This is a genomic window from Cupriavidus necator A5-1, assembly GCF_000744095.1.
GTDB classification, from domain to species: Bacteria; Pseudomonadota; Gammaproteobacteria; order Burkholderiales; family Burkholderiaceae; genus Cupriavidus; species Cupriavidus necator_A.
On record NZ_JQLI01000008.1, the window covers coordinates 2,918,850 to 2,944,771 of the forward strand.

Consider the following 25,922-nt stretch of genomic DNA (forward strand, 5'->3'; position numbering starts at 1 on the left):
GATAGCAGCAGTCAGACCATTGTTTCCAAACCAACGCCGAGCCGCCGCCCATGCCCGACAACGCTCCCCCACTGCCTGCGCGATTCATGCGGCTGGCAGAATCCGACCGTCCCGCCATCACCCTGCGCATCGATGGCCACAGTGCCACCGCACTGGCGGGTGACACCCTTCTGGTCGCACTGCTGCTGAATGGCCGGCGCGTTCGCGACAGCGAATTCGGCGACGGCCCGCGCGCGGGGTTCTGCCTGATGGGCGCCTGCCAGGACTGCTGGGTATGGACGCCCGCCGGCGAGCGCCTGCGTGCCTGTTCCACGCCTGCCGAGGCCGGCATGGAGGTGCTGACCCGACCGCCCGCGCACCACTGGCCCGTGACGCCGGACCTGCAGGAATCGCTCGCGCGCCACGCGCCGGGAGCCGCCGCATGAGCACGCCGTCAGCATTGCCCCGCATCGTCGTGGTCGGCACCGGCCCCGCCGGCGTACGCGCGGCCCAGGCACTGGTCCAGGCCGGGCTGCGCCCGACCATGGTCGACGAAGGCCGGCGCGACGGCGGCCAGATCTACCGCCGCCAGCCGGAAGGCTTCAAACGCTCCTACGCCAAGCTCTATGGCAGCGAGGCCGACAAGGCCCAGGCGCTGCACCGCGACTTCGACGCACTGCGCGCGCAGATCGACTACCGCCCTGACACGCTGGCGTGGAACCTGACCGAGGGCGAGCTGCACGTCGTGCGCGAGGAAGAGCCGCAGACGCTGCCCTTCGACGCACTGCTGGTGTGCTCCGGTGCCACCGACCGGCTCATGCCGGTGCCCGGCTGGCACCGCGCCGGCTGCTACAGCCTGGGCGCTTCCCAGATCGCGCTCAAGGCACAGGCCTGCGCCATCGGTACGCAAGTCGTCTTCCTCGGCAGCGGGCCGCTGCTCTACCTGGTGGCCTCGCAGTACGTGCAGGCCGGCGCGCGCGTGGCGGCGGTGCTCGACACCGCCCCCGCCACCAAGTCGTGGGCTGCCATCACCGGCCTGCTGGCGCGCCCCCGGCTGGCGCTGCGCGGGCTCGGACTGATCCGCGGCCTCAAGCATGCCGGCGTACCGGTGCTGCAGCGCGTGACCCCGCTGGCGATCGACGGCGATGATGGCCTTGGCGTGCAGGCCGTGACCGTGCGCGATGCGCGCGGGCGCGAGCAGCGCTTCGCGTGCGACGCCGTGGGCCTGGGCTGGCACCTGCGCGCCGAGACGCAACTGGCCGACCTCGCGCGCTGCGAGTTCGCCTTCGAACCCGTGAGCCGCCAGTGGCTGCCGCGCATCGACGCGGACGGCCGCAGCAGCACGCGCGGCGTCTACCTGGCCGGCGACGGCGCGCGCATCCTCGGTGCCGACGGGGCCGAAGCCGCGGGCCGGCTCGCGGCGCTGGCGGCGCTGGCCGACCTGGGGCATGAGCGGGGCCGCGCGCAATACGCCGCGGAGTCGGCTGCGCTGCGCCGCACCCTCGACCAGATGGACCGCTTCCGCCAGGGGCTGGCGCGCGCCTTCCCGTGGCCGCACGCGCAGGCCGCCGCACTGCCCGATGCCGCGGTGGTATGCCGCTGCGAGGCCGTGACGGTGGGCGAGCTGCGCCGCTGCGTGACCGAACTGGACAGCCAGGAAGTCAATCGGGCCAAGGCCTTCAGCCGCGTCGGCATGGGCCGCTGCCAGGGCCGCTTCTGCGGCCATGCCGCGGCCGAGATCGTGGCGCAGTCCTGCGGCATCCCGATCGAACAAGTCGGTCGCCTGCGCTCGCAGGCACCGGTCAAGCCACTGATGATGAATACACGTGAGGTGCAGCCATGAGTGGCACCAAAACTAGCACGACAGCGAGCACGGCAACCAGGACGCACGACGCCGATGTGCTGGTGCTCGGTGGTGGCCTGATGGGCACCACCACCGCCTTCTTCCTGCGCCAGCAGGGCCTCTCGGTGGTGCTGCTGGAGCGCGAGCTGGTCGGGCGCCAGGCCAGCGGCACCAACTTCGGCAATGTGCGCCGCCAGGGACGTGCGCTGCACCAGATGCCGCTGGCCAATCGCGCGCGTGCCGTCTGGGGCCGCGTGAAGGAACTGCTGGGCGAAGACCTCGAGTTCGTCCCGTACGGCCACCTGCGCGTGTGCTACACCGAACAGCAGGCCACCGTGATCGAGCAACATGCGCGCGACGTGAAGCCGCTCGGACTGGACCTGGAGCTCTTCAGCGCCGAGCAGTTGCGCCGGCGCTGGGGCATCTTTGCGCCCGGCGTGGTGGCAGGTTCGTACTCGCCGCAGGATGGCCACGCCAACCCGCGCCTGGCCGGCCCTGCTTTCGCGCGCGCCGCGCGTCGCGACGGCGCGCAGATCGTCGAGCATGCCGAGGTGATGCAGGTCGAGCGCGACGCCAATGGCTTTGTTGCCTACACCGCCGATGGCCGGCGCTTTCGCGCACCGCAGATGCTGGTGGCCTGCGGCGCCTGGTCCAACCGCATGGCCGAGCAGTTCGGCGAGGGCGTGCCGATGGATGCGCGCGGGCCACAGATGGGCGTGACCGAGCCGCTGCCCTATGCCATCGGCCCTTCCATCGGCGTTTCGACGCCGATCGAGCATGAGGGCCTGTACTTCCGCCAGATCTCACGCGGCAACATCGTGTTCGGTGGCGGCCTCAAGGGGCCGGCCTACACCGACCGCATTCGTGCCTACGTGAAGCCCGACAACGTGCTGCGCCAGCTGCGCGAGCTGCGCCGCTTCGTGCCGGCCTTCGAGCATGTGCAGCTGATTCGCGTGTGGAGCGGCATCGAAGGCTATACCGCCGACTGGCAGCCGGTAATGGGCCCCAGCGCCACGGTGCCTGGCCTGCATTACGCCTTCGGCTTCAATGGCGAGGGCTTTGCGATCAGCCCCGGCGTGGGCGAAACCATGGCCGAGCTGATCGCCACGGGCCGTACCTCGATTCCGCTGGAGCCTTATGCCATCGGGCGCTTTGCCCGCGGGCAGGTGCTGCAGGAAGCGAACTGATGCTCCCTTCTCCCGCTTGCGGGAGAGGGGCCCGGGGGAGAGGGCAGGCGCATTGCAAGCATCGCGGCGCCCCACTTCCAGGAGACGCCCGCCCTCTCCCCCGCCCCTCTCCCACTTCGCGGGAGAGGGGAGCGTATGCGTGAGCTCGCGACTCTGTCAGATGCGCGAGCGTGCAGTGCGCGGCTGTTTGCTCTGTGGCAGACCGACGCGCTGTACTTCGTTGACGCTCCAGCCCTTTCCCCTCTCCCGCACGCGGGAGAGGGGTGCGTATGCGTCGGCTCGTGGCTTTGTTCAGATGCGCGAGCGTGCAATGTTCGTCCCCGCTCGCGTGCCGCTCACTGCAGGATCACATAGACCTTGCGCAAGGGTTCCAGAATTTCCCAGATGCCGGTCGTGTTCGCCGGGAAGAACAGCGTGTCTCCGGTCTTGATCCGGATCGGTGTGCCACCCGTCGGCGTGAACAGGCACTCACCGGCAAGGATGTGCATGACTTCGGCTTCCTCGACTTGCCGTTCGTAGGAGCCGACCGTGCATTCCCACAGGCCGGTCCGGTTCTGTCCGGCCCCCTCGAGGTCAACCTTGAAGCTGCTGGTGCGGCACGGCGGTTGGCTTAACGGTCTGCCGACAGGACCGTCGTCGGTGAGGTCACTGCAAGACGCGGAATGCGGAATGATGGTAATGGGCATGGAGATCAGGGAGTGAGATGGATACGAGACAGCGGACGAGCAAGGGCGGTGCGACACAGCGACACCGCCCCCGGGCAGGACTACGTTACTTGTTGTCCTCGACCGCATCCGCCAGTTGCGCCAGCGAGTGGAAGTGGTAGTCCGGCTTCGTCAGCTCGGGCACTTCCATGGTGCCGCCAAATCCCGGCTGTGCATGACGGCGCTCGATCCAGCAGGTCTTCAGGCCGAGCTTCCTGGCAATGCCGATGTCATGGTACTGGCTCTGCGCTACGTGAAGGTTGTCCTGTTGCTTGTAACCCCATTTGGCGTCATAGCGGCCACGCGCATAGGCGAAGTACTGCGGATTGGGCTTTTCCGTCAGGGCATCGTCACAGGTGACGGTGTCGTCAAACGGGAAGTCCAGCGTCTTCTCGAAGTGAGTCAGTGCCCAGCGCTGGGCGTTGGTCATCGCCACCAGCTTGAAATGCTTGCGCAAACGCTTCAGCGCCTCGACCGAATCCGGGAACGCCTTCCAGTTGACCACGGAGTCCCGCAGGCCGCAGGCGAGTTCGTCGGAGTCGGGGAGGCCAAGGCTCTGCGCCATCAAGTGCCAGCAACGTTCCAGGTCATCGGGATACCACATCGTCTTGTCAGCGGCGCGGGTACGGCGATAGGCGGCCAGGAAATCCTCATCGCTGATGGCGCTGCCGGGCACGGCGCGACGGAAGTAGTCGAGCATCCCGCCCTCGAAGTCAATCAGCGTGCCAACCACGTCGAACGTAAGTACCTTGAAGTCTTTGAGTGCCATGAAATACCTCTGCTAGTAAAGAAGAGAAAAAAAGCTGCCTACGTCGCGTATGGAGGCGACCGCGGTGCCAGACATCGAAACAAAGCATTCTTGCGCTACTTCCGGGTCAGTTGGCTCTCACGACACCAGGTCCTTGAGCTTGAAGTACAGGCCGACGGCGGGAAGGAACCACGGCGGTCCCAGATGGCCCGGGATGGCCGGCCAGTCGCGCGTGCGCCAGGGGTTGGCCAGGATATCGCCCGCCATCACGCGGGCCATGCGCTGCCCCATCAGCACGGCCATCTGCGTGCCATGCCCGCTGAATCCCATCGCGTAGTAAAGGCCGTCGCGCTCGCCGGCGTGCGGCAGGCGGTCTTGCGTCATGTCGACCAACCCGCCCCAGCAATGCGTGATCGCCACGTCGGCAAGCTGCGGCAAGGCCTCCAGCATGGTGGCGCGCAGGATCTCGCCGCTGCGGGTATCGGACTGCGGCGCCGAAGCGGTAAAGCGCGCCCGGCCGCCAAACAGCAGACGATCGTCAGGCGTGAGGCGGAAATAGTTGTGCAGGTTCGCGGTCGTGACATACGTGCGCCGCTCCGACAGCAGCGCTTGCGCGCGGGCACGGCCCAGCGGCTCCGTGGCGATGACAAAGCTGCCGATGGGAACGATGCGCCGGCGGATCCAGCCGAAGCTGCCGTAGCCGCCGTGCTGCGTGGTGCCGGTAGCCAGCAGCACCTGGTTGGCCTGCACCGTGCCGCGGGCCGTGTACAGCCGGTGGCCGTGCGTCTGCCCGATGCGCTCGATCTTCTCTACAGCCGTGCGCAGATGGATCTGCGCACCCTGGCGCGCGGCTGCCTGCGCCAGCCCGTGGGCAAAGCGGCCCATATGCATCTGGCCGCTCTTGCGGTACAGCAGTCCGCCGGCGTAGCGGTCGCTGGCCACCTCCTGCCTGACGCGGCTTGCGCTCAGCAGCTCCACGTCCGGATCCACGCCGGAGCGCACGAGCTGTTCGCAGCTACGCGCGAGCATGTCGTAATGCTCGGGCCGCGAGGCGAGCTTGAGCTTGCCATGGCGAACGAAATCGCAGTCGATGCCTTCGTCGCGAATCAGCGCCTCCACGGCGTCCACGCCGGCGTCGTAAGCGTGATACCACTCGCGCGCCTGGTCGGCGCCAACGCGCGCGGCAAGCGTGGCGTAGTCGACGGCCAGGCCGTTGTTGACATGGCCGCCATTGCGGCCCGACGCCTCCGCTGCGATCGAATCCTGCGCTTCCAGCACCACGACATTCGCCCCCTGCCTAGCCAGCGCCAGGGCCGCGGACAAGCCGCAGAATCCCGCGCCGACGATCGCCACATCGACTTTGGCGGGCAGCTCGGATGCCGCGGTCGGGAACGGCGCAAGGCCATGGTGCCAATAGGGGTCGGAAGAGCAAGGCGCGCCCGCATGGGCACGGTCCACCAGGATGCCTCCGCGGGTGATCAAAACGTTCCGCGATGCGTCCGACGCGGCCGGTCCGGGTGATGCTTGCGCCGGTTCCGGCGAGGCCGCGCTGACGCTCAATGTAATAGGAGCGGCCAGGCAGCCATCGCCTCCCTTGCCGCCGGCAAATTCGACCGCCGATACCCCGATGTGACGCACAGACACGGCCTTGCTCCGATAAATCCGTTGTACGATGCACAAAGTGTAGGGAGCCCCTGCCAGCACGGCAACTTCCCAATTGTTGGGCCGAACATAATCTGAAGTTATGGCAAATTTCCGGCGAAAACTTCCCAGCGCCAATGCCCTGTTCGTCTTCGAGGCCGCCGGGCGCTGCGGCAGCCTGACCAAGGCCGCCGCCGAACTTTATGTCAGCCAACCGGCCGTCAGCCGGATGCTGGCGCGCATGGAAGACCGCATGGGGGTGCGGCTCCTTGATCGGGTACGTGGGGGCGTCGAGCTGACCGAGAATGGCCGCCTGCTCCATCGCGCCATCACCGAAGGCTTCAATGTCATCCAGGCGTCGATCAGTGAAATCGAAGCGCGCGCAACCGGACTGGAGACCGTCACGCTCTCCGTTTCGACGGCCTTTACCACGCACTGGATCATGCCGCGCATGGAAAAGCTGCGGCGGGACTTTCCCGGCGTTGACCTGCGGTTCCAGCTGATCTCTGGCAGGGTAGGCGGGCCGCTGCATGACGTTGACCTCGGGCTTCGCTTCTTCTCCCCCGGCGAGGCGGCGCAAAACAGCGTGTTGCTGATGCCGGAAATCATCGTGCCAGTGTGCAGCCCGGCCTATCGGGACGATACCGGCCGCGACAGCGACGTCCTCATTAACCTGACCGACAGCAATCGGGACTGGCCGACGCTGTTTCCCGAACTCGGTCAACGTAGCCGGGACTTGTACCACCTGAATTTTTCCGACTATTCCATCGTGGTACAGACAGCGATGCTCGGCCAGGGCATTGCGCCGGGCTGGCTGAACGTAGTTGCCCACTGGATGAGACAGGGGGCACTGGTGCCGGCCATCAATCAGGTCCATGTCGCGAACCGGCAATGCTATCTGGTGCAGCAAGCGACCCCGTCCCCTCGCCCTACCGTAACCAGGCTGCGCGACTGGATCCTCGAGGAGACCTACCAGGATCTGGTGGAGATCGACCGCATGTATCCGGGCCTGGGCCTGTTGAAGCTGGTCGGACGCTAATGAGGCCGCTTGCGGCGCAGTTCATTGCGCAGCGCATCGAAGGCACCATCAAGTAAAAAGCCCACAGGCATGACTGCCTGTGGGCAAGGCTTCACAGTGAAGCGGAGACCACCAGTGAACGTCAACGGCGCGCAATACTAATCAGGCCGGCCGGAAAATTCCATAAACCTTGGTCACCTGCTCACGGCTATCCCAGCTGCACTGCGCATTCTGTTCGACCAGGAAGATATCGCCGCGCGAAAATGTCCCGCTACGGCCGGTTTCATCTTCAAACGTCACGCTGCCCTCCAACAGATACATCAGTTCGTAGTGGGGATAGAACATCGCCCGACGACGGTAGGGAGTCGAATCCCAGGTGCCGCAGACGAACTGCCCGTCCTGAGAGCGATAGTCTGTGTAGTTGCGACAAGCTGGAGTCGGGGTGAGCAGCAACGCGGCCGAAGGCGCGCCGGACGGTTCCAGTGCCGGCTCTTCTGCGATCGGCAGCAGCGCGCGCGCACCAGGGCGGCTGTAGTTGTAGCGCATGAAGATGATCGACACCGGGCACTCAGCAGACCAGGCGAACTCTGCGTCATGTAACAACACAGCGCTGTTGCCCGGACCCAGCACGACCGTACGATCCGGCTGGATCAGCGTCAGCTTTCCGTCGCAGACGATGATGAACTCATCTGCCGGCTGTGCCTTTACCGATCCGCGCCCGCTGTCCAGTGTGATAGCGCCCACCGTTACCGGTCCCGGCGGCAAGTCCAGCATGCGACGGCGGAAAAGGAAGTCGTTTTCCTCGGAAGCGTCGGTGAAGGGAATACCGAGGGAATGGTCTTGCGCAAACGTGCGCAAATTGACAAAGGTAGCCGGCGTGGCGTGCACGGTGGCACCCTGCTGCAAACTCGACATGACTTGTTCTCGCGATTCAATGAGGATTACGCTGCGTGAGCCATGAGCCGCGCAAACCTTCAACAGGGAAAAAGTTTGATCGGTGTAGGTGTGTCCCGACATGAATCAGCTCCGCCATGACGTCGCCTACGCCCCGGACAGAATTACAGCACCATCGAGCTTCTGGAGTATCCCGTTTGGACAGTGTCCACGCATAGAAACAGCGGCATTTAACGTGCCGTTCAGCATAATTTGCTGCATCCCGAAAAAGTCGCTATTGATGGGCGTCGGTCAATCCCCTGCCGTGGGAAAGCGGGCTGCATCCCGCAAGCCCATTGCAGGAGCGCGGGCGTAGCAATTTGTGCGGTCTGGCGCTGGCCCAACGGCATAAGCTCTGCGTGATGAAGCGGCAGTCAGACGATCATGTGGAATCGCATTTGCGCCGTAAAGAGGCGGGAACACTGTGGCAAGATTGCTTCAGTTCGTAGTCCTGCCAGACGTGTTGCTGATTCGGCTTACTCAAAAGGAATACACCATGCCAAGCCACGCTATCCATGCTCCAGTTTCCTACCGCGCGATGAGCGAAGAGGACGTGCCCGCGGCACATGAGCTGTCGCAAGCCTTGCGCTGGCCGCATCGTGCCGAAGACTGGAAATTTGTTCTTCGCCTTGGAACCGGCTTCGTCGCCGAGGAAGCTGGCGTGGTGATCGGCACGGGGCTTTGCTGGAAGCAGGGACAGCGAGCATCGCTTGGGATGATCATTGTGTCGCCGGCACATCAAGGCAAGCGCATCGGCAGTGAGTTGATGCGCCTGGTGCTGGAAGCGCTTGGCAACCGCTGCACGCTGCTTAATGCAACCCCCGCCGGACAGCCGCTGTATGAACGCCTCGGCTTCGTCGCGACCGGCACCATCAACCAGCATCAGGGCACGATGAATGCCGTCGACCCGGTTGCGCTTGCCGAAGGGGAAACGCTGCGTCCGTTCGAGCCCGGCGATATCGAGACGATCATCGAACTGGGAAATCGCGCTACCGGCATGTCGCGGGGCGAAGTGCTGAAGGCATTGCTCTCCACGGCCGAGACCGTGGTGCTGGAGCGCAATGGCGAAGCGGTCGGATTCTCGGCCATGCGCCGCTTCGGGCGGGGCTATGCGATCGGGCCGGTGGTCGCCTCCGATAGTGAACGCGCGAAAGCCTTGATTGCCTGCTGGTCTGCCGCCTACACCGGGTCTTTCGTGCGCGTGGATGTCACGGGAACGAGCGGCCTGCAGGACTGGCTCGCGCAGGCGGGACTGGTACAGGTGGATACCGTCGTGGCGATGGCACGTAATGGCGTACCGCCGGCGGATAGCACGCTCAAGCAGTTCGCAATCGTAAATCAGGCGCTCTGCTGAGCCCCGTCGAAACACGCGCAATCTTATGAATCCGGAAAAGGCAGGGGAATACCCAATGTCGAGTAGTCATGCCACCGATGAAGCATTCTGGGAACGCATTCGCGACGCGTATCCCAGGCAACAGCCGTTGCTGAACCTCAACAATGCCGCGGTCAGTCCCCCACCGCTTGTGGTCGAACAGGCAATGATTGATGCCTATCGCCTCATCAACCATAACCCGGATGTCAACATGTGGAGCAAGCTCGACGCCGCGCTCCCTGCCATCAAGCAGCAGCTCGCACAACTGGCCGACTGCAGCCCGGAAGAAATCGCGTTGAACCGTAATACTTCGGAGGGTCTGAGCACGGCCATTTTCGGCATACCGCTCACTGCCAATGACCAGGTCCTGATTTCCGCGTGGGACTATCCGAGCGCGTGCGCGGCGTGGCAGCAGCGCCAGCAAAGGGAGGGCATCGAGGTTGCGTGTGTCGACTTCGACCTGACGGCAAGCGACGAGGATATCTTCAAGGCATACGAAGCGGGCATCACGCCGAAGACGCGAGTGATACAGATCACCCACATGTGCCACTGGAATGGCCGCGTCTTGCCGGTGAAGCGGATCTGCGAGCTGGCCCGATCCAAAGGGATCATCACGATCGTCGACGGCGCCCAGACCTTCGCACAGATGCCGGTCAGCTTCCGCGACCTCGATTGCGATTATTTTGTGACAAGCCTGCATAAATGGCTTGGCGCACCGGTCGGGAACGGCATGTTGATCGTCAGGGAAAGCCGGATCGACAGCACCTGGCCGTTGCTGGCTCCGTTCGATCCTCCGCCGCTGCGCATCGACAAGTTCGACCACTGGAATCTCGGCACCTATAACTCCGCAGTACAGGCGGGCATTGCGCCGGCGATTCACTTCCACCGGGAAATCGGCACCGGGAACATCCACGCGCGACTGCGCGAGCTGACGCGCTATTGGTTGGACCAGGTCCGCGACCTCCCCGGCTTCCGGCTATACACGCCGATCGATACAGACGACCTTGGCGCGGTAAGCTTGTTCTCCATGGATCGCCTGGATGCCAGGAAGATCGAGCAGGAGCTCAGGCAGACCCACCGCGTGCACGTCAAGTTCCGCCAGGCCAGGCATGTCGCCGGACTTCGCGTATCGCCGCATATCTATATGCTGAAAAGCGATCTCGATCTCTTCGTGGATGCACTCAGGCGGGTCATCAGACATGGCTGAGCATGCAGTGCTCCGGCGCCGACTTGGGCGCCGCGTGCACGGTTTTCTGCGTTGATCTGGGCGCTGTCCGGCTTGCCGACAGCATGCACCGACGATGCAGGCGCTTACTCATCGCCTGCATGGAACTCTGATACGAATGTCGGCGCTTCTTCCATGCGATAGCGTCCGTTCTGGCACACGTAGTACATGGCGTGCTGGCCGCTACGTGCGAACGTCACACAGCAGGAATGTTCGAAGCGTCCGAAACGGGTGATACCGATGCCCGGCGATCCCGGCCACTCCCATACGCGCTGTTCCTCAACGCAGTCCAGAACGCGATGCTGCGTCCTGGGATGCATGGACGAATTGAGCATCGTGTCGATGTACCCGAATACACCCAGCGAAGGGTAACGCTCCTGCATTGCCGTCCATCGTCGCTTAGGCGACATTGCAGCCCTCCGTGTCCAGCTTGATGTTCCCTGCCTTCAGCACTTCATTTGCCTTCAGATGATGGTTCCAGTGCCCGTCCTTGATCGTTTCGAGCATACGCATGGGCTTGACAACGCTCGTCATCAGTTCCTGAGTCTCCTCGCATGGTCGCTTGACCAACGTGCATGGACCGGCCAGCCTCGCCCGGTGTACGAAGCGCCGGTCAGATTGCGAAATTACTGCGCGTGCCTGAGTTGCTCCAGGATGCCAGGATCTTCAAGGGTCGACAGGTCTTGCGTAATCTGGTCGCCCTTTGCGATGACGCGCAGCAGCCGGCGCATCACCTTGCCAGACCGCGTCTTGGGCAGGTTGTCGGCAAAGCGGATTTCCTTTGGCTTGGCAATGGGGCTGATCTCCCTGGCGACCCAGTCGCGCAGTTCCCTGGCGATCCGCTGCGCTTCCTCGCCCTGAGGGCGGGCGCCCTTCAGCACGACATAGGCGCAGATGGCCTCGCCGGTGGTCTCGTCCGGCTTGCCCACGACGGCGGCCTCTGCGACGTGCGGGTTGGCGACGAGCACCGATTCGATTTCCATGGTGCCCATACGGTGACCGGAGACGTTGAGCACGTCGTCGATGCGACCGGTAATGCTGAAGTAGCCGGTCTTCTCATTGCGCACCGCGCCGTCGCCTGCCAGGTAAAGCTTGCCGCCCAGTTCCTGCGGGAAATAGTTTGTCTTGAACCGCTCCGGATCGCCCCAGACCGTGCGAATCATGGACGGCCACGGGCGCTTGATGACCAGGATTCCGCCTTGTCCGTTCGGCTTTTCGTTGCCGGCTTCATCCACCACCGCGGCCATGATCCCCGGCAACGGCAGCGTGCAGGAGCCCGGCAGCAACGGCGTCGCGCCAGGCATCGGGCTGATCATGTGCCCACCGGTTTCGGTTTGCCAGAAGGTATCGACGATCGGGCATTTCCCGTTGCCAACGTTGTTGTAGTACCACATCCAGGCTTCCGGATTGATCGGCTCGCCCACCGAGCCGAGCAGACGCAGGCTGGACAGATCGTAGTGCTTCGGATGCAGGTCCGGGTCCTTGTCGCAAGCCTTGATCAGCGCGCGGATCGCCGTCGGGGCGGTATAGAAGATCGTGGTTCGATGCTTGCGGACCATGTCCCAGAAGCGACCGGCATTGGGGTAGGTCGGCACACCTTCGCACACGACCTGGGTCGCGCCCACCGCAAGCGGGCCGTAGGCGACATAGGTGTGGCCGGTGATCCAGCCGATGTCGGCCGTGCACCAGAATACGTCGGAGGACTTGATGTCGAAGGTCCACTTCATCGTCAGCATCGCCCACAGCAGATAGCCACCGCATGCGTGCTGCACCCCTTTGGGCTTGCCGGTAGAACCTGACGTGTAGAGGATGAACAGCGGATGCTCGGCTCCGACCCATTCCGGCGCGCAGGTGGTGGGCTGATCGACGATCAGCGCATCCAGCGAGAGGTCACGTCCGGGGACGAGATCGATGCTGGCGCCGGTGCGCTTGTAAACAATTACGTTGTTGACAGTGTCGCAACCGCCCAGGTCCAGGGCTTCGTCGACGATGGATTTCAGCGGCAGATGCTTGCCGCCACGCACCTGCTCGTCGGCCGTGATCACTGCCACCGCGCCGGCATTCATAATCCGTTCGCGCAGGGACCTGGCCGAGAAGCCGGCGAAGACCACGGAATGCACCGCACCGATGCGCGCGCAAGCCTGCATGGCGGCGATACCTTCGATGGACATCGGCATGTAGATGACCACGCGATCACCCTTCCCGATGCCAAGCGCCCGCAAGCCGTTGGCAAACTGACAGACCCTTGCGTGAAGCTGCGTATACGTGATCCGCGTGACATGGCCGTCGTCGGCCTCAAAGATGATCGCTGTCTTCTCGGCATTGCCGTTCGCCAGATTCCGGTCCAGGCAGTTGTAAGAAACGTTAAGCTCACCATCCTCGAACCAGCGGTAGAACGGAGCTTGCTCCTCGTTCAGAGTCCTGGTGAACGGCTTATGCCAGCTGATGAGGTCGCGCGCATGCCGGGCCCAGAAGCCTTCGTAATCGTCTTCGGCTGCGGCGCATATCGCCCGGTAGCCTTCCATGCCGGAAATGTTCGCGTTGTTGACAAACAGCGCGGACGGATTGAAAAGCTCGGGTTCCCGTTTCATGCGGGCGATGTCGGACATGGCTACTTCTCTGAGCGTTTAGAAAATTTTCAACCGATGACCCAGGGGGCTGGTATCACCAGTGGCGATGTCTGAAGGGCATCATGGCGACGAGGGGATCGGCATAGCCCACGACAATGATGGCTGTCGGCAGGTACGTACTTTGTATTTCCTCGCCATGAACAGCGAGAGCAGGCTCGCGATCGGGTAAAGTATCGCATCGCACCGCTGGCAGAAGCTGCCGAATACGCTTTGAACTTGCAATTTCCGGTGTTTTCTCGCCCGCAGTTGGAGGCCTGACGCTGCGCCGCTGTGGCTGACATGGTGCTGAGGCCGGCGGCCAACGCGAAGCCGTCCCGGGGCGGACGGCGCTCCATGCCTGGCAATCCTGAAACAGAGCGGAGCTGTATCAAAAACCCGGAGCTGCCTCCGGGTCTGCACTAACGGACTTAAGCTCAGAACTTGTGGCGGATGCCAACGACAGCGCCGAACTGGTTTGCACCGGGCTGCACGGCTTCGCTGCTCGCACCCAGCTGGTCATTGAACCCGTTCACCCCCAGGTTCGACTTGCCGCGGTTCAGTGCGTACGAAACCGTGGTGTAAAGATCCGTGCGCTTCGACAGTGCATAGTCAACCAGCACAACGAACTGCCACGGGTTGCCGGCGTTCGACTGACGCAGGTTCTGGTAGTACGCAGAGCCACTGACCGACAGCGCCGGAGATACCTGGTAGCCAACGCCGACCCAACCCAGGTTCGACACTGTGTTGGTCAGCGCAACGCCAGGCAGGGTGGCACCGTTGAACGCGTGGGCATATCGGTAACCGCCGTAGAGCTTGGCAGGACCGAAAGTGTATGTCCCGGCGACTGCGGCCCGCCTGATCAGACTATTGGTCGAAAGAGCCGTGGCTGCCGACCGGTTCGATTGGTCGTAAATGGCGCCAACGGCGAATCCGCCTGCGGCATAGTTCACAGCGAACGAGTACTCACGCCCGTTGGTGAAATTGCCGGCGATCTCCTGGTTGCTGCTGTTGAAGCTATACAGCGCAGTGACGCTCAGGCCGCCGAACGTCCCCATATACTTGGCGGAGTTGTCGGCACGCGCCCCGCCCATGAACGGGTCTTGTGCACCGATGGAATAGCGGCTTGCGATCGACATCGGGTCGTAGGTAACGCCAAAGTCATAGAACGGGGTCGTGTGCCGGCCCAGGGTCAGCTGGCCCCACTGGTTCTGCAGACCGGCGTAGGCGCCGCGACCAAAGAGACGACCACCCTGCCCCGAGGCGCCGGTATCGAGGTTGAAGCCGCTTTCCAGCAGGAAGATGCCCTTCATGCCACCGCCCAGGTCTTCTACGCCGCGCAATCCCCAGCGCGATCCGGACTGGTTGCCCGATTGCAGGGCCCAGAGATTGTTGCCCTGGGCGCCGGCGGGTACGGTACCCGTCGAAGCAACAGCCTTGTTCAGGTATTCAATACCCACATCAGCAACACCGTACAACGTGACGTTCGATTGCGCATACGCGCTGGGGACCACCAGCAAGGCAGCCGCAATGGCTGACAGTTTGAATTTCATGGAATGATTTCCTCGAAGAATGGTAAGTAGCCCATTCGCATCGGTTCGAATTCGGGCGAAGCAGATTCTGCATTGAATCTTCAAGACTTAACAATCCGTATTCGAGCCATAATGTTGGTATTACATCTAAAGCTATTTTTAGGCCTGCGCCTATTTTCTTTCCAGAATTATCAGCCTAGGATGTGCGGGAGCTCTGCTGTCGCGTGTATGTCATCAGCATATATCGACACTTTCCATGGCTTTGCGGTAGAGCCCGTGCGGGGCTGCCCTTGGGCAGCCCTTCTTTTTGCAACGGTTATTCACCGCAGCGCTTGTAGTCAGGACGGGATCACCGCATGCCTGTGCCTGACCAGATACAACGCCAGTTCTATTTCATTTCGCAGCCCGAGCTTGCTCATGGCCGAGCACTTCTGGACGCTGATCGTCTTGACGCTGCGCTGGAATTTCCTTGCAATCTCCTGCAGCGGATAGCCTTGCGCCAGAAGGCGAAGGACCTCGCGTTCGCGTGGGCTAAGACGATCGTCGCACTGGTCTTCGCAATGGCGGGTCGGAGCAATCAACAACCCCTCAGTGTCCGGGTCTATGTACTTGGCACCTGAGAGGACGGTTTGGCATGCATCGCCCACGAACTGCAGGGCCATCGATTTTGCGACAAACGCGTCGGCACCTTTCGCCAGCAATTGACGAACCAGACCGTGTGGACGCTGCCCCGAGAAGACCACGATCTTCACCTTCGGGTACATCCGGTGTAGCCGTTCGATCAAGCGCAACCCGTCGATCTCTCCGCCATAGTCATAGCCGGTGATCACGATATCCGGCAGTAGCAGTGCATGCTTCTTGAGTTCCGAGAGAAGCCCATTGACGCTATCCGCGATGGCTATGACGTCAATGCCTTGACGCGCCATGTACGGCGCCAGTCCGGCGAGCACCACGGGATGATCGTCGGCAATCACAGCGGTAGTTTTGTTGCTCATTGCCCGGAAGCAGAATAGAGCCGCACAATCTTTTCAGTATCCTTTCGCACGGTCGACAAGACCGCTGAGCGGCTCACCGCGCTCGCCGCGGCGCAGATTGTCCGCGTCGGCCAGGGCTGCCGTATCGTCTACCTCGTGCGGGGTCGTGGCGTATGTCATCGCAGTCGTAGCAGCGCCGGGCGAAAAAGGGGAATCATGATGCGATGAACACGCCAGCATCTGATAGGAAAAAATTACTGCATCCGCGCACGCACCAAGATGACGCACTCCTAGGGTAAATCCCGACGAATATTGCGGTGCACATGCACGCGCGCTGAGCGCACGGCATGCAATGCCAAACGGGACATATGAAACCGCAGCTATTACTATCATGGCCCGGAATACCCCACCAAGCGCTTGGGCGCACATGCTTCAATGTCGCATCCCACAAAGACCCTGGCCCCCGTCCCAGGAGTCATTGCCATGTCAGAGAAGAAGCCGTTCGAGAGCTTTATCGGCCCAGACGAATCAACCCGGATCATGAGCGCCCTGCACCACCGGATTTCGGAATCTTGCAGCGCGAGGCGTCCCCCCCCGCAGCGGAAGCGGATCCAGGGCTTTTGCCAGATCCCTCCGGGCGTCTGATGGGTGATTCGTCAGTCGATCACGTGCGACTCGCGGCCTGATTTATCCACTAAGAAAGGAGACAAACGTGAACCCCTTCATCTTGCGTCTGCTGGCGCGGCGCATCGGCCTGGCGCTGATCTCATTGCTGGCCGTCTCGGCCATCGTCTTCGCCATCACCGCGGTATTGCCCGGCGATGCCGCGCAGGAACAGCTCGGGCAGGACGCCACACCCGAAGCCCTGGCCGCGCTGCGTACCCAGATGGGCCTCGATGTCCCCGCGCCGGTGCGCTACGCGCAATGGCTGGGCGGCATGGTGACCGGCAATGCCGGCGAGTCGCTGGTCACGCGTATGCCGGTGTCGGAGGCCATCGGCAGCCGCCTGCGCCATTCGCTGCTGCTGGCCGGCCTGACCGCGCTGATCTCGGTGCCGGTGGCGCTCGGCCTCGGCATCCTGGCGGCGGTCTACCGCGGCACATGGTTTGACCGCAGCGTCAGCCTGGGCGCGGTGGCGGTGGTCTCGGTGCCGGAGTTCCTGGTCGCCACGCTGGCGGTGTTGCTGTTCGCGGTCCACCTGCGCTGGCTGCCGGCGCTCGCCTATATCGGCACCGACGATTCGTGGGACAAGATCGTGCGTTCGCTGGCCATGCCGGTGCTGAGCCTGTGCTGCGTGATCGTCGCGCAGATGCTGCGCATGACCCGCGCGGCGGTGATCGACCAGCTCAAGGCGCCCTACATCGAGATGGTGCGGCTCAAGGGCGCATCCTCGACCCGCATGGTGCTGTTCCACGCCCTGCCCAACGCCATCGGCCCGATCGCCAATGCCGTGGCGCTGAGCCTGTCTTACCTGCTTGGCGGCGTCATCATCATCGAGACCATCTTCAACTACCCGGGGATCGCCAAGCTGATGGTGGACAGCGTCGCCCAGCGCGACATGCCCGTGGTCCAGGTGTGCGCCATGATTTTCTGTTGTGCGTACCTGATCCTCGTCACGCTTGCCGATGTGTGCGGCATCGTCGCCAATCCGCGTCTGCGTCACCGCTGAAGCCTTGAACGCCATGCAGGAGCTGCAACTCATGTCCCCTACCTCCAACACGCACGCCACCCCCGCCGTGAGTGCCCCCGACCAGGGCGGCCGCCGCCCGCGCCTGCCCAAACTGGGCATCACCGGCTGGATCGGCTGCCTGATCCTCATCGGCTGGCTGGTCGCCGCCATTGTTGGCCCGATCCTGATCAGCCATGACGGCACGCCCACGGGCGAGATCCAGGTCTTCGGCCCGATCAGTGTCCAGCACTGGCTCGGTACCGACTACCTCGGGCGCGACATGCTGACGCGCGTGATCCTGGGCGCGCGCTACACCGTCTGCGTGGCACTGGTCTCGACCCTGTGCGCCAGCGGCATCGGCATCACGCTGGCATTGCTCGCCACCGTCAGCGGGCGCTGGATCGATGCCGGCCTCAGCCGAGGCCTCGATACGCTCACGGCGATCCCCAGCAAGATGTTCGCACTGATCATGGTCGCGGCCTTCGGCTCGTCGGTGTGGATGCTCGCGCTCACGGCGGCGATCATCTACATCCCGGGCGCGTATCGGATCGCGCGCTCGCTGGCGGTCAACATCAACGCGATGGACTACGTGACGGTTGCCCGCACCCGCGGCGAAGGCACCGCCTACATCATGCGGCAGGAGATCCTGCCCAACATCCTCGGGCCCATGCTGGCCGACCTGGGGCTGCGCTTCGTCTACGTCGTGCTGCTGCTCGCGAGCCTCAGCTTCCTGGGCCTGGGCATCCAGCCGCCCGATGCCGACTGGGGTTCGCTGGTGCGCGAGAACATCGGCGCGCTGTCTGAAGGCAGCATGGCCGTGGTGGCGCCGGCGCTGGCCATCGCCAGCCTGACGCTCGCCGTCAACCTTGTCATCGACAACCTGCCGGGTCGCTCGGCACGCAACGGAGTCAAATAATGGGCACGTCCGTAAAGGTCAGCAATCTGCGCATCACCGCAGGCCAGGCGACGTTGGTAGATGGTGTGGACTTCGAGATCGAGCCCGGCAAGGTGCTGGCACTGATCGGCGAGTCCGGCTCGGGCAAGACCACCACCGCGCTGGCGCTGATGGGCTTCGCGCGCCACGGTTGCGAGATCTCCGGCAGCATCCGGGTCGGCACCACCGACGTGCTGCACCTGTCGCCGGGCGAACAGCGCCGGCTGCGCGGGCGCGAGATCACCTATATCGCGCAGAGCGCGGCGGCCTCGTTCAACCCGTCGCGCACCATCATGGACCAGGTGGTCGAACCGGCGCTGATCCATCGGCTCATGGATCGCAAGGCTGCCGAGAAGAAGGCGGTCGCGCTGTTCCGCGAACTGGCGCTACCCGACCCTGATTCCATCGGCGAACGCTACCCCCACCAGGTCTCTGGCGGACAGTTGCAGCGCCTGATGGCGGCAATGGCCCTGATCACCGATCCCGACCTGGTGATCCTGGACGAGCCGACCACGGCCCTGGACGTCACCACGCAGGTCGAAGTGCTGCGCGTGTTCCGCCGCGCGGTGCAGGAACGCCGCACTACCGCGGTCTATGTCAGCCACGACCTGGCCGTGGTGGCCCAGGTGGCGGACCACATCCTGGTGCTGCGCGATGGCAAGATGCGCGAGCTGGGCGAGACCGACCAGATCCTGTACCAGCCCGCCGACGACTACACGCGCTGCCTGCTGGCCGCGGCGCGCCCGACCGAGCGTCCCGGCGCGCCGGTGGACCCGGACAAGAGCCCCCTGCTGCTCGAGGTCCGCGATCTTTCCGCCGGCTACGGTGCGGTCGATGCGCACGGACAGCCGGCCTCGAAGATCCTTGAGGGCGTGGGCCTGAAGCTGTACCGGGGCCAGGCGATCGGCGTCATCGGCGAGTCGGGTTCGGGCAAGACCACGCTGGCGCGGGCCATCGCCGGCCTGGTGGCGCCGTGCTGCGGCAGCATCGCCTTCAACGGCCGCCCCCTGAAGCCGACGGTGGCCGAACGCAGCCGCGATGAATTGCGGCGCATCCAGATCGTGTTCCAGATGGCCGATACCGCGCTCAATCCCGCGCGCACCATCGAGGAGATCCTGGCGCGGCCGCTGCAGTTCTTCCATGGCCTGCGCGGCGAAGCGCAACGGGCGCGGATTCGCCAGTTGCTCGATCTGGTGCGGCTGCCGGCCGGCGTGGCGCAGCGCACGCCTGGTGGACTGTCCGGCGGGCAGAAGCAGCGCGTGAACCTGGCCCGGGCGCTCGCGGCCGATCCGGAGCTGATCCTGTGCGACGAGATCACCTCGGCGCTGGACACCGTGGTCGGCGCTGCCATCCTTGACCTGATGGCCGAGCTGCGCAAGGAGCTGGGCGTCTCGTATCTCTTCATCAGCCACGACCTGCACACCGTGCGCTCGATCTGCGACGAGATCGTGGTGATGCAGCATGGCCGCAAGCTGACCCAGGTCGCGCACCAGGACTACGACCGCGGTCCGCACCACCCCTACTACGCGCTGCTGGCGCGCTCGGTGCCCGAGCTGCGCCGCGGCTGGATCGACGAAGTCGATCTGCATAGCGAAGGCGCAGTGCCCGCCGGCGTCACCGCCTGACCCCGTTCTCACGGCGTGGCGTGATCGCAGCGATGACGCCAACCGGTCGGCGCGGTGCCAGCAGGCGCCGGCCGGGAACAGTCGCGGTGGTCACGCCGTCATCGGCGCGCGGGGCTTCTTCGGCAAACCATTCGAATAGTCGCGACCTCGCCCTTGCCTTCAGCCAGCGGCTTGCCCCGCTCGCGCAAGAACAGCGGCGCCCGAGGCTTCAAATGCAAAGCAACCGGCTTGCGCCGGTCGCTTGAGAGGACCGCGCCTTGGCGGCACGGCGGCGGAACGCCAGCTCGTCGCAAGCGTTCTCAATACGGGTTGTGGTGGGATGGCGGGCGCATTTGGCTATCCACGCCAGAAGGTCGCGCCGTCGCCCCGGATTTGCGAGAGCACGCTGCACCCAAGGCTTACCGCACTCCCGCCACCTTCCAGATCAGGCATCCAGCCAGACGTTCTCAGCAAAAGAATAGCCCATCAGCCCACCCAGCGGGATCGGCGACAAGCCCTTGAGCTTCGACGAATGTGCGTCGATGCTGGCCAGGAACAGCGGAATGCCGATGCCCGCGTCCGCATGGATCATGGTCTGCATGTCGGCATACAACTGCTTGCGTTTGGCGGTATCGGTTTCGCCCCGCGCCGCCACCAGCAGCTGGTCGAACTTGGGATTCTTCCAGCGCGATTCGTTCCAGGGCGCATCCGACTTGAAGAACTGCGTGAGGATGGTATCGGCGCTGGGGCGCGGGTTGACGTTGCCGAAGCCCACGGGGCTGTTGAGCCAGTGGTTCGACCAGTAGCCGTCGGCAGGCATACGCTTGATGTCGAGATCCAGGCCGACACGCTGCGCCGTCTGCTGCATCACCATCGCGATCTCCACCGAATACAAGGCGGCCGGCGAGGTCACCACAGGCACCTTGCCCGTCACGCCGGCTTTGCGGAAATGAAACTTCGCCTTCTCCGGGTCGAAGGGTCGCAGCGGCAAGTCCTTGAAGAAGAACCGGTTAGTCGGGTCGATCGGCTGGTCGTTGCCGACCACCGCATAGTCGAGCGCGATAGCCTTCTTCATCTGCTCGCGGTCCTGCAGGTACTTCATCCCCATCAGGAAGTCCGCGCTCATGCCAGGCCCCACGTCCTTGCGCATGATCAGGTCTGAGTACTGCCCCGATTGCGTGACGAGCACAGCGTAGCCAGGGGTACTCTTGACATGTGCCACGGCGCGCGGGTTGACCATGGCCACCAGGTCCATCCCGCCCGACAGCAGCGCGTTGACACGCGCACTGTCATCGGCGATGCCGACGAACTCGATTTCGTCGAGATAGGGCTTGCCGGGCTTCCAGTAGGCGCCGTTGCGCACCACGAGCGTGCGCACGCCGGGCCTGAATTCCTTGATCTTGTAGGGTCCGGTACCGATGCCGGCACTGAAGTCGGTGGTGCCGTCCTTGACGATGTGGAAATGGAAAGTCCCAAGGATCACCGGCAGGTCGGCATTGGGGCTGGTGAGCACCACCGTGACCTCGTTCGGGCCGGTGGCTTTCACGCTCTCGATCTGCTCGGCCAGCACCTTGGCCTTGGAAGCGGTGGCGGGGTCCTTGTGGCGCATGATCGAATACACCACATCGGCCGGGGACAACGCCTTGCCGTCGTGGAAGGTCACGCCCTTGCGCAGCGTGAAGACCCAGGTCTTGGCATCGGTGGTGTTGAACGACTCGGCCAGGGCAGCCCGCGGCGTCAGGCTCCTATCGAGCGAGGTCAGCCCGTTGTAGACCATGTTGCAGCGCACGTAGTCGTTCTGGTTCGACTGCTTGGCCGGATCGAGCGTATCGGAGGCGGCTCCAGTGGCGACGGCCACGCGGATACGGCCGCCGCGCTTCGGCGTTTCTGCATGGGCCGTGGCGGCTACGCCGGCAAGGCCGCCGGCCAGCGTGGCCTGCATGCCGCCTGCCAGCAGCATCGCCAGCACGTCACGCCGCGTCGCGCCGCGCTTGAGCAGATCCATTACACGAAGGCTCTCGCCGGGGCCGACAAGGTTCTCAAACTCGTTACCGCTATCGTTCATGGTTGGTTGTGCTCCTGATTATTCTGAGAGGGGAAACAGCGGGATCGCGGCGAAAGCTCAGCAGGTGCGCAAAGCTCAGGCAAGCCGGTCCTTGAGCTGGTAGTACAAGCCCACGGCCGGCAGGAACCACGGCGGGCCGAAATGCCCGGGAATGGCGGGCCAGTCGCGCTCGCGCCATGGATTGGCAGCCGCGTCGCCGGCCATCACCGCAGCCATGCGCTCGCCCATGTGCACCGACATCTGCGTGCCGTGGCCGCTGTAGCCCATGGAGTAGAACAGGCCGTCGCGCTCGCCGGCATGCGGCAGGCGGTCCTGCGTCATGTCGACCAGTCCGCCCCAGCAATAGTCGAGCCTGACGTGGCCGAGCTGCGGGAAGATCTCGGCCAGGCCGGCGCGCAGGATCTCCCCGCTGGCAGCATCCTGCTGCGGACTGGAGACGGCAAAGCGCGCCCTGCCGCCGAATACCAGCCGGTGGTCGGGCGTGAGGCGGAAGTAATGGTGAATGTTCGCCACCGTGACATAGGTGCGGCGTTTGGCCAGCAGCGCCCTGGCCCGTTCGGCGCCCAGCGGCTCCGTGGTCACGATGAAGCTGCCGATCGGCACGATGCGCCGGCGCAGCCAGCCGAAGCTGCCGTAGCCGCCGTGGCACGACGCCCCGGTGGCGAGCAGCACCTGCCGGGCCAGCACCGTGCCGCGCGCGGTGTGCAGGCGGTGCACCTGGCCCTGCACGCGCTCGATGCGGCGCACGCAGGTGCCAGTGTGGATCTGTGCGCCGTGCCGCTGTGCGGCCACGGCCAGGCCCTGCGCGAAGCGGCCCATATGCATCTGGCCGCTGCGCTTGTACAGCAGGCCGCCGTGAAAACGCTCGCTCTGCACCTCGGCACGCACGCCTGCCGCGTCGAGAATCTCCACGTCGGTGTCCACGCCGTCGGCGACCAGGCGCTCGGCGCTGCGCCGCAGCGCTTCCATCTGGTGAGCCTTGGTGGCGAGCTTGAGCTTGCCGTTGCGCTGGAAGTCGCAGGCAATGCCCTCGTCGCGCACGATGCGCTCCACGGTATCGACCGCGTCGTCATAAGCGTGGTACCAGCCGCGGGCGCGTTCCACGCCCACCCTGGCAGCCAGCTCCGCGTAGTCCACCGCCAGCCCGTTGTTCACATGGCCGCCATTGCGCCCCGAGGCCTCGGGTGCCACGGTGGCCCCAGCCTCGAGCACCACCACGCTTGCCCCACGTCGGGCCAGCGCCAGTGCCGCCGAAAGCCCGGTGAAGCCTCCGCCGACGATGGCCACATCGACCTGCGGCGGCAGTTCATGCGCGTCCAGTGCCAGTGTTGGCACCGAATCGTTCCAGTAGGAATCAAGCTTCATGGTGGGGACGGAATTGTGGAATGTCAGTTCAAAGACCGACGACGCCGGGCAGGTCACCGATATCCTGGATCTCGGTGTAGCGGTACGCCGCGTTGCCCGGGCCGTGACCACGGTTCACGAAAACCTTGTTGACGATGCCGATGTCGTCAGCCGACATCAGGTCGTAGCGCAGGCTCGACGACACGTGCAGCACATCCTCCGGGTTGCAGCCCAGCGAGTCGAGCATGTACTCGAAGGCCTTCAGGCGCGGCTTGTAGGCTTGGGCCTGCTGCGCGGTGTAGACGCGGTGGAACGGCGCGCCGAGCATGGCCACATTCTTCTGGATCTGGGCGTCGGAGGCGTTCGACAGGATCACCAGCGGAATCTCCTTGGCCACCCTGGCCAGGCCGGCGGGCACATCCTCATGCGGGCCCCACGTCGGCACGGCGTCATAGTATTGCTGGCCATCGGTGTCGAAGTACTGGATCTTCCACTTCTTGCACAGGCGGCGCACGGCGTTCTTCAGCACCACTTCGTAGGGCTGCCAGTCGCCCAGTACCTCGTCGAAACGGTAGGCGCTGAAGTCGGCGATGAACTGCTCCATCTGCTCGGCAGGGATGCGATCGGCGAACAGTTCGCGCGTCATTTCGCCCATGCGGAAACGCGTAAGCGTGCCATAGCAGTCGAAGGTCACGTACTTGGGACGGAAGGTCATGGTCTCTGATCCTCAGGGTTTTCCGGTCGGCGACCGGGGTGGAGCCGCGCATTGTCCGGCGCAGGCGACAGAATTATTGCGAAGGGATTAAAGCACGCGGCCGCACAGCGTTTATATGGAAATGAGGCCGTGGCACGCGGCGAAACTGCGGTTTGTCATTGGTCCCGCGGCATGTCATGCGGTCGGCACCGCGGGAGTGCGCAGGCGAGTGATGACGCACCGCTAACGCGCCGCAGCAAAATCGATCAGCACGCTTTTGAAGCGCAAATTCGCCTCTACGGCCTGGCGCCCCAGATCCTTGCCGATACCCGACTGGTGGTAGCCGCCGGTGGGAATCACGAAATCCGAACTGCGCCCGTAGCGGTTGATCCACACCGTGCCGGCGGCGATGCCGCGCATGGCGCGCAGCGCTCTTCCGATATCGGCCGTGTGTACGCCGGCGGCCAGGCCGTAACGCTCGTGCGAGGCCAGCGCCAGGCCCTCTTCTTCGTCGTCGAAGGTTTGCACCGTGAGCACCGGACCGAAGATTTCCTCCTGCACGGCAGGATTGTCCGCGCGCACGCCCTCGATCAGCGTGGGCTGGAAGTATGCGCCGCCCGGCCCGCCGTCGAACAGCCCGCCGCCGCTGCGCACCTGCGCGCCCGGGCCGCACGCGCGCTCGACGATGTCGAGGATGCGCGCCGCCTGCGCTGCCGAGATGATGGGCGGCAGCGTCGCCGCGTCATCCCAGGTCGCACCGGGCCGCAGCGCGGCAAAGCGCGCCGCGATGCGCTCGACCAGCGCCTCGGCGATGCCGCGCTGCACAATCAGGCGCGAGCCCGCGACGCATACCTGGCCTGCATTGCCGGTGATGGCGCCGGCAATGATGCCAGCCAGCCGATCGAGGTCCGGCGCATCATCGAATACCAGTTGCGGGCTCTTGCCGCCCAGCTCCAGCGTGACTGGCTTGGGGCCGTGCAATGCGCAACTGGCCATGATCGCGGCGCCCGTTTGCGTCGATCCCGTAAAGGTCATTTTCGAGATCAGCGGGTGGCGCGTGAGCGCATCGCCCGTGGTCCGCCCGTCGCCCTGCACCACGTTGAACAAGCCCGGCGGCACGCCCGCCTCGATCGCCAGTTGGGCTAGGCGCACGGCGGAGAACGGCGTCAGCTCGGAAGGCTTGAGCACCACCGCGTTGCCGGCGGCAAGCGCCGCGCCCACCTTCCACGACACCATCACCAGCGGGAAATTCCACGGGGTGATCGCACCCACCACGCCATACGGCTCGGCCACTACCATGCCCAGGTGATCGTGCTGCGTGGCCGCCACGTCCCCACCGAGCTTGTCGGCATATTCCGCGAAGAATCGCAGGCCTTCGGCGGTGAAAGGCACATCCCAGGCCGAGGCGGCGCGCACCGGCCTCGTGGAGCACACGGCTTCGAGCGGCGCGAGACCCTGCGCATCGGCTTCGATCAGGTCCGCCCAGCGGCGCAGCACGCGCGCCCGCTCGCGCGGGGCACGGCGCGCCCAGTCGCTGGTACGCCAGGCCTTCCACGCGTCCTGCACCGCCGCATCCACGGCGGCGGCGTCAGCCAGCGGCAGCTCGGCATGCACCTGGTTATCGGAGGGGCGCCGCACGGGGATGCGGCCGGCATCAGGCACGAGCCGCCCGCCAATGAAATGGCCCGAGGGAACGGAGACAGTCTGGGGGTCGAATATTTGCACGGAAGGAGGGGCGCCGCGGGTCGGCACCGATAGTGGATTCATGCCTCCATGCTAGACAAGAAGGCTCAGCATTTGTCTCCGTTACGGACCGCGCTACCGCATCGAATTGCGAAACTGCCACCCCA

Annotated in this window: 22 protein-coding genes; 9 read left to right on the forward strand and 13 right to left on the reverse strand. The window is 64.4% G+C overall.

The features are described 5' to 3' along the window. Positions 1–50 precede the first annotated feature (50 nt). From K307_RS37420 to K307_RS37430, 3 genes are read left to right on the forward strand one after another with little or no spacing between them, the layout of a single operon-like run. Positions 51–425, forward strand: coding sequence for a (2Fe-2S)-binding protein (locus K307_RS37420; RefSeq protein WP_042883439.1), 375 nt, complete (start codon positions 51–53; stop codon positions 423–425). Further along, positions 422–1,822: an NAD(P)/FAD-dependent oxidoreductase gene (locus K307_RS37425; protein WP_042886139.1), complete on the forward strand. Its 1,401-nt coding sequence runs from the start codon at positions 422–424 to the stop codon at positions 1,820–1,822. The genes K307_RS37420 and K307_RS37425 overlap by 4 nt, the downstream gene beginning before the upstream one ends. Then, complete coding sequence (locus tag K307_RS37430) at positions 1,819–3,009, forward strand: NAD(P)/FAD-dependent oxidoreductase (RefSeq protein WP_042886140.1); 1,191 nt, start codon at positions 1,819–1,821, stop codon at positions 3,007–3,009. Before K307_RS37425 ends, K307_RS37430 begins: the two co-directional genes overlap by 4 nt. Positions 3,010–3,344: 335 nt before the next feature. Here K307_RS37430 and K307_RS37435 read toward each other — a convergent pair whose 3' ends face one another. From K307_RS37435 to K307_RS37445, 3 genes are all read right to left on the reverse strand, one after another. Continuing rightward, positions 3,345–3,695 (reverse strand): cupin domain-containing protein, encoded by a 351-nt coding sequence (locus K307_RS37435; RefSeq protein WP_042886141.1) that lies wholly within the window; start codon positions 3,693–3,695, stop codon positions 3,345–3,347. Between the two features lie 85 nt (positions 3,696–3,780). Beyond that, positions 3,781–4,482, reverse strand: coding sequence for an HAD-IA family hydrolase (locus K307_RS37440; protein ID WP_042886142.1), 702 nt, complete (start codon positions 4,480–4,482; stop codon positions 3,781–3,783). A gap of 117 nt (positions 4,483–4,599) precedes the next feature. Continuing rightward, positions 4,600–5,943 (reverse strand): NAD(P)/FAD-dependent oxidoreductase, encoded by a 1,344-nt coding sequence (locus K307_RS37445; RefSeq protein ID WP_419187196.1) that lies wholly within the window; start codon positions 5,941–5,943, stop codon positions 4,600–4,602. A 262-nt stretch (positions 5,944–6,205) separates the two neighbouring features. Here K307_RS37445 and K307_RS37450 point away from each other — a divergent pair, with 262 nt between their 5' ends. Beyond that, on the forward strand, positions 6,206–7,141 hold the full coding sequence (locus K307_RS37450) for a LysR family transcriptional regulator (protein WP_042886143.1): 936 nt from the start codon (positions 6,206–6,208) through the stop codon (positions 7,139–7,141). A gap of 141 nt (positions 7,142–7,282) precedes the next feature. Here the strand turns inward: K307_RS37450 and K307_RS37455 are convergent, their stop codons facing one another. Next, positions 7,283–8,137, reverse strand: coding sequence for a cupin domain-containing protein (locus K307_RS37455; protein ID WP_230626320.1), 855 nt, complete (start codon positions 8,135–8,137; stop codon positions 7,283–7,285). Positions 8,138–8,549: 412 nt separating this feature from the next. On the opposite strand from K307_RS37455, the gene K307_RS37460 reads away from it, so the two are divergent. Beyond that, on the forward strand, positions 8,550–9,407 hold the full coding sequence (locus K307_RS37460; RefSeq protein ID WP_042886144.1) for a GNAT family N-acetyltransferase: 858 nt from the start codon (positions 8,550–8,552) through the stop codon (positions 9,405–9,407). Between the two features lie 25 nt (positions 9,408–9,432). Next, positions 9,433–10,632, forward strand: a complete 1,200-nt coding sequence (locus K307_RS37465; protein ID WP_230626322.1) for an aminotransferase class V-fold PLP-dependent enzyme — start codon at positions 9,433–9,435, stop codon at positions 10,630–10,632. A 104-nt stretch (positions 10,633–10,736) separates the two neighbouring features. Here the strand turns inward: K307_RS37465 and K307_RS37470 are convergent, their stop codons facing one another. From K307_RS37470 to K307_RS37485, 5 genes are all read right to left on the reverse strand, one after another. After that, complete coding sequence (locus tag K307_RS37470; RefSeq protein WP_042886146.1) at positions 10,737–11,033, reverse strand: hypothetical protein; 297 nt, start codon at positions 11,031–11,033, stop codon at positions 10,737–10,739. A 16-nt stretch (positions 11,034–11,049) separates the two neighbouring features. Beyond that, complete coding sequence (locus K307_RS50495) at positions 11,050–11,184, reverse strand: hypothetical protein (protein WP_268989244.1); 135 nt, start codon at positions 11,182–11,184, stop codon at positions 11,050–11,052. A 92-nt stretch (positions 11,185–11,276) separates the two neighbouring features. Then, positions 11,277–13,259: an acetate--CoA ligase gene (gene acs, locus K307_RS37475; RefSeq protein ID WP_042886147.1), complete on the reverse strand. Its 1,983-nt coding sequence runs from the start codon at positions 13,257–13,259 to the stop codon at positions 11,277–11,279. Between the two features lie 434 nt (positions 13,260–13,693). Continuing rightward, on the reverse strand, positions 13,694–14,809 hold the full coding sequence (locus K307_RS37480) for a porin (protein WP_042886148.1): 1,116 nt from the start codon (positions 14,807–14,809) through the stop codon (positions 13,694–13,696). A gap of 317 nt (positions 14,810–15,126) precedes the next feature. Next, positions 15,127–15,783, reverse strand: coding sequence for a response regulator transcription factor (locus K307_RS37485; protein WP_042886149.1), 657 nt, complete (start codon positions 15,781–15,783; stop codon positions 15,127–15,129). Between the two features lie 691 nt (positions 15,784–16,474). Here K307_RS37485 and K307_RS37490 point away from each other — a divergent pair. The 3 genes from K307_RS37490 to K307_RS37500 are packed head-to-tail and all read left to right on the forward strand — an operon-like array spanning position 16,475 to position 19,990. Beyond that, a complete protein-coding gene (locus K307_RS37490; RefSeq protein ID WP_042886150.1) occupies positions 16,475–17,431 on the forward strand; it encodes an ABC transporter permease in 957 nt (318 codons plus the stop codon). A 31-nt stretch (positions 17,432–17,462) separates the two neighbouring features. Beyond that, positions 17,463–18,347 (forward strand): ABC transporter permease, encoded by an 885-nt coding sequence (locus tag K307_RS37495; protein ID WP_042887934.1) that lies wholly within the window; start codon positions 17,463–17,465, stop codon positions 18,345–18,347. Next, entirely contained in the window at positions 18,347–19,990 is a 1,644-nt protein-coding gene (locus tag K307_RS37500) for an ABC transporter ATP-binding protein (protein WP_042886151.1), read from the forward strand. Before K307_RS37495 ends, K307_RS37500 begins: the two co-directional genes overlap by 1 nt. A gap of 424 nt (positions 19,991–20,414) precedes the next feature. Here the strand turns inward: K307_RS37500 and K307_RS37505 are convergent, their stop codons facing one another. The 4 genes from K307_RS37505 to K307_RS37520 all read right to left on the reverse strand — a co-directional run bounded on the left by K307_RS37505 (position 20,415) and on the right by K307_RS37520 (position 25,839). Continuing rightward, positions 20,415–22,034 (reverse strand): ABC transporter substrate-binding protein, encoded by a 1,620-nt coding sequence (locus tag K307_RS37505; RefSeq protein WP_042886152.1) that lies wholly within the window; start codon positions 22,032–22,034, stop codon positions 20,415–20,417. A gap of 75 nt (positions 22,035–22,109) precedes the next feature. Then, on the reverse strand, positions 22,110–23,399 hold the full coding sequence (locus K307_RS37510) for an NAD(P)/FAD-dependent oxidoreductase (RefSeq protein ID WP_042887936.1): 1,290 nt from the start codon (positions 23,397–23,399) through the stop codon (positions 22,110–22,112). A 28-nt stretch (positions 23,400–23,427) separates the two neighbouring features. Next, entirely contained in the window at positions 23,428–24,093 is a 666-nt protein-coding gene (locus K307_RS37515; protein WP_042886153.1) for a haloacid dehalogenase type II, read from the reverse strand. Positions 24,094–24,315: 222 nt separating this feature from the next. Beyond that, positions 24,316–25,839, reverse strand: coding sequence for an aldehyde dehydrogenase family protein (locus K307_RS37520; protein ID WP_051975356.1), 1,524 nt, complete (start codon positions 25,837–25,839; stop codon positions 24,316–24,318). Positions 25,840–25,922: the final 83 nt, after the last annotated feature.

What these genes read in the sequence shown, in the direction of transcription:
- K307_RS37465 (WP_230626322.1), top strand. Translation starts at nt 9,433, where the DNA reads ATGAATCCGGAAAAGGCAGGGGAATACCCAATGTCGAGTAGTCATGCC.
- K307_RS37460 (WP_042886144.1), top strand. Translation starts at nt 8,550, where the DNA reads ATGCCAAGCCACGCTATCCATGCTCCAGTTTCCTACCGCGCGATGAGC.
- K307_RS37435 (WP_042886141.1), bottom strand. Translation starts at nt 3,695, where the DNA reads ATGCCCATTACCATCATTCCGCATTCCGCGTCTTGCAGTGACCTCACC.
- K307_RS37480 (WP_042886148.1), bottom strand. Translation starts at nt 14,809, where the DNA reads ATGAAATTCAAACTGTCAGCCATTGCGGCTGCCTTGCTGGTGGTCCCC.
- K307_RS37485 (WP_042886149.1), bottom strand. Translation starts at nt 15,783, where the DNA reads ATGAGCAACAAAACTACCGCTGTGATTGCCGACGATCATCCCGTGGTG.
- K307_RS37420 (WP_042883439.1), top strand. Translation starts at nt 51, where the DNA reads ATGCCCGACAACGCTCCCCCACTGCCTGCGCGATTCATGCGGCTGGCA.
- K307_RS37455 (WP_230626320.1), bottom strand. Translation starts at nt 8,137, where the DNA reads ATGTCGGGACACACCTACACCGATCAAACTTTTTCCCTGTTGAAGGTT.
- K307_RS37515 (WP_042886153.1), bottom strand. Translation starts at nt 24,093, where the DNA reads ATGACCTTCCGTCCCAAGTACGTGACCTTCGACTGCTATGGCACGCTT.
- K307_RS37505 (WP_042886152.1), bottom strand. Translation starts at nt 22,034, where the DNA reads ATGAACGATAGCGGTAACGAGTTTGAGAACCTTGTCGGCCCCGGCGAG.
- K307_RS37440 (WP_042886142.1), bottom strand. Translation starts at nt 4,482, where the DNA reads ATGGCACTCAAAGACTTCAAGGTACTTACGTTCGACGTGGTTGGCACG.
- K307_RS37470 (WP_042886146.1), bottom strand. Translation starts at nt 11,033, where the DNA reads ATGCAGGAGCGTTACCCTTCGCTGGGTGTATTCGGGTACATCGACACG.
- K307_RS37430 (WP_042886140.1), top strand. Translation starts at nt 1,819, where the DNA reads ATGAGTGGCACCAAAACTAGCACGACAGCGAGCACGGCAACCAGGACG.
- K307_RS37500 (WP_042886151.1), top strand. Translation starts at nt 18,347, where the DNA reads ATGGGCACGTCCGTAAAGGTCAGCAATCTGCGCATCACCGCAGGCCAG.
- K307_RS50495 (WP_268989244.1), bottom strand. Translation starts at nt 11,184, where the DNA reads ATGACGAGCGTTGTCAAGCCCATGCGTATGCTCGAAACGATCAAGGAC.
- K307_RS37425 (WP_042886139.1), top strand. Translation starts at nt 422, where the DNA reads ATGAGCACGCCGTCAGCATTGCCCCGCATCGTCGTGGTCGGCACCGGC.
- K307_RS37495 (WP_042887934.1), top strand. Translation starts at nt 17,463, where the DNA reads ATGTCCCCTACCTCCAACACGCACGCCACCCCCGCCGTGAGTGCCCCC.
- K307_RS37520 (WP_051975356.1), bottom strand. Translation starts at nt 25,839, where the DNA reads ATGAATCCACTATCGGTGCCGACCCGCGGCGCCCCTCCTTCCGTGCAA.
- acs (WP_042886147.1), bottom strand. Translation starts at nt 13,259, where the DNA reads ATGTCCGACATCGCCCGCATGAAACGGGAACCCGAGCTTTTCAATCCG.
- K307_RS37510 (WP_042887936.1), bottom strand. Translation starts at nt 23,399, where the DNA reads ATGAAGCTTGATTCCTACTGGAACGATTCGGTGCCAACACTGGCACTG.
- K307_RS37450 (WP_042886143.1), top strand. Translation starts at nt 6,206, where the DNA reads ATGGCAAATTTCCGGCGAAAACTTCCCAGCGCCAATGCCCTGTTCGTC.